The sequence below is a fragment of the Citrobacter sp. 50677481 genome, assembly GCF_001463265.1.
Taxonomy (GTDB): Bacteria; Pseudomonadota; Gammaproteobacteria; order Enterobacterales; family Enterobacteriaceae; genus Citrobacter_A; species Citrobacter_A sedlakii.
In genome coordinates, this window is the sequence record NZ_LNHZ01000071.1 from 1 (window position 1) to 475 (window position 475).

Genomic DNA, 475 nt, shown 5'->3' on the forward strand with positions numbered 1-475 from the left:
ACCTGCCTTTGTAGTGCTCACACAGATTGTCTGATGAAAAACGAGCAGTAAAACCTCTACAGGCTTGTAGCTCAGGTGGTTAGAGCGCACCCCTGATAAGGGTGAGGTCGGTGGTTCAAGTCCACTCAGGCCTACCAAATTCGCTCCCGTGCTTTGTTGTGGCAAAGCTCGCATACTGATGTATGCTTCGCTTCACCACGCCGCGCCCGGAAACGAATTATCGGTAAAGAGGTTCTGACTACACGATGGGGCTATAGCTCAGCTGGGAGAGCGCCTGCTTTGCACGCAGGAGGTCTGCGGTTCGATCCCGCATAGCTCCACCATTCTGTAGAACGTTTACGTAAGAAAACTTCAGAGTGTACCTGAAAGGGTTCACTGCGAAGTTTTGCTCTTTAAAAATCTGGATCAAGCTGAAAATTGAAACACAGAACAACGAAAGTTGTTCGTGAGTCTCTCAATTATCGCAACCATGAAG

General features: G+C 48.8%; 2 tRNA genes. Both read left to right on the forward strand.

The features are described 5' to 3' along the window. Positions 1–60 precede the first annotated feature (60 nt). Positions 61–137: transfer RNA gene (locus APU02_RS20825), tRNA-Ile, on the forward strand. 110 nt (positions 138–247) lie between these two features. Further along, positions 248–323: transfer RNA gene (locus APU02_RS20830), tRNA-Ala, on the forward strand. The last annotated feature ends 152 nt before the right edge of the window (positions 324–475 follow it).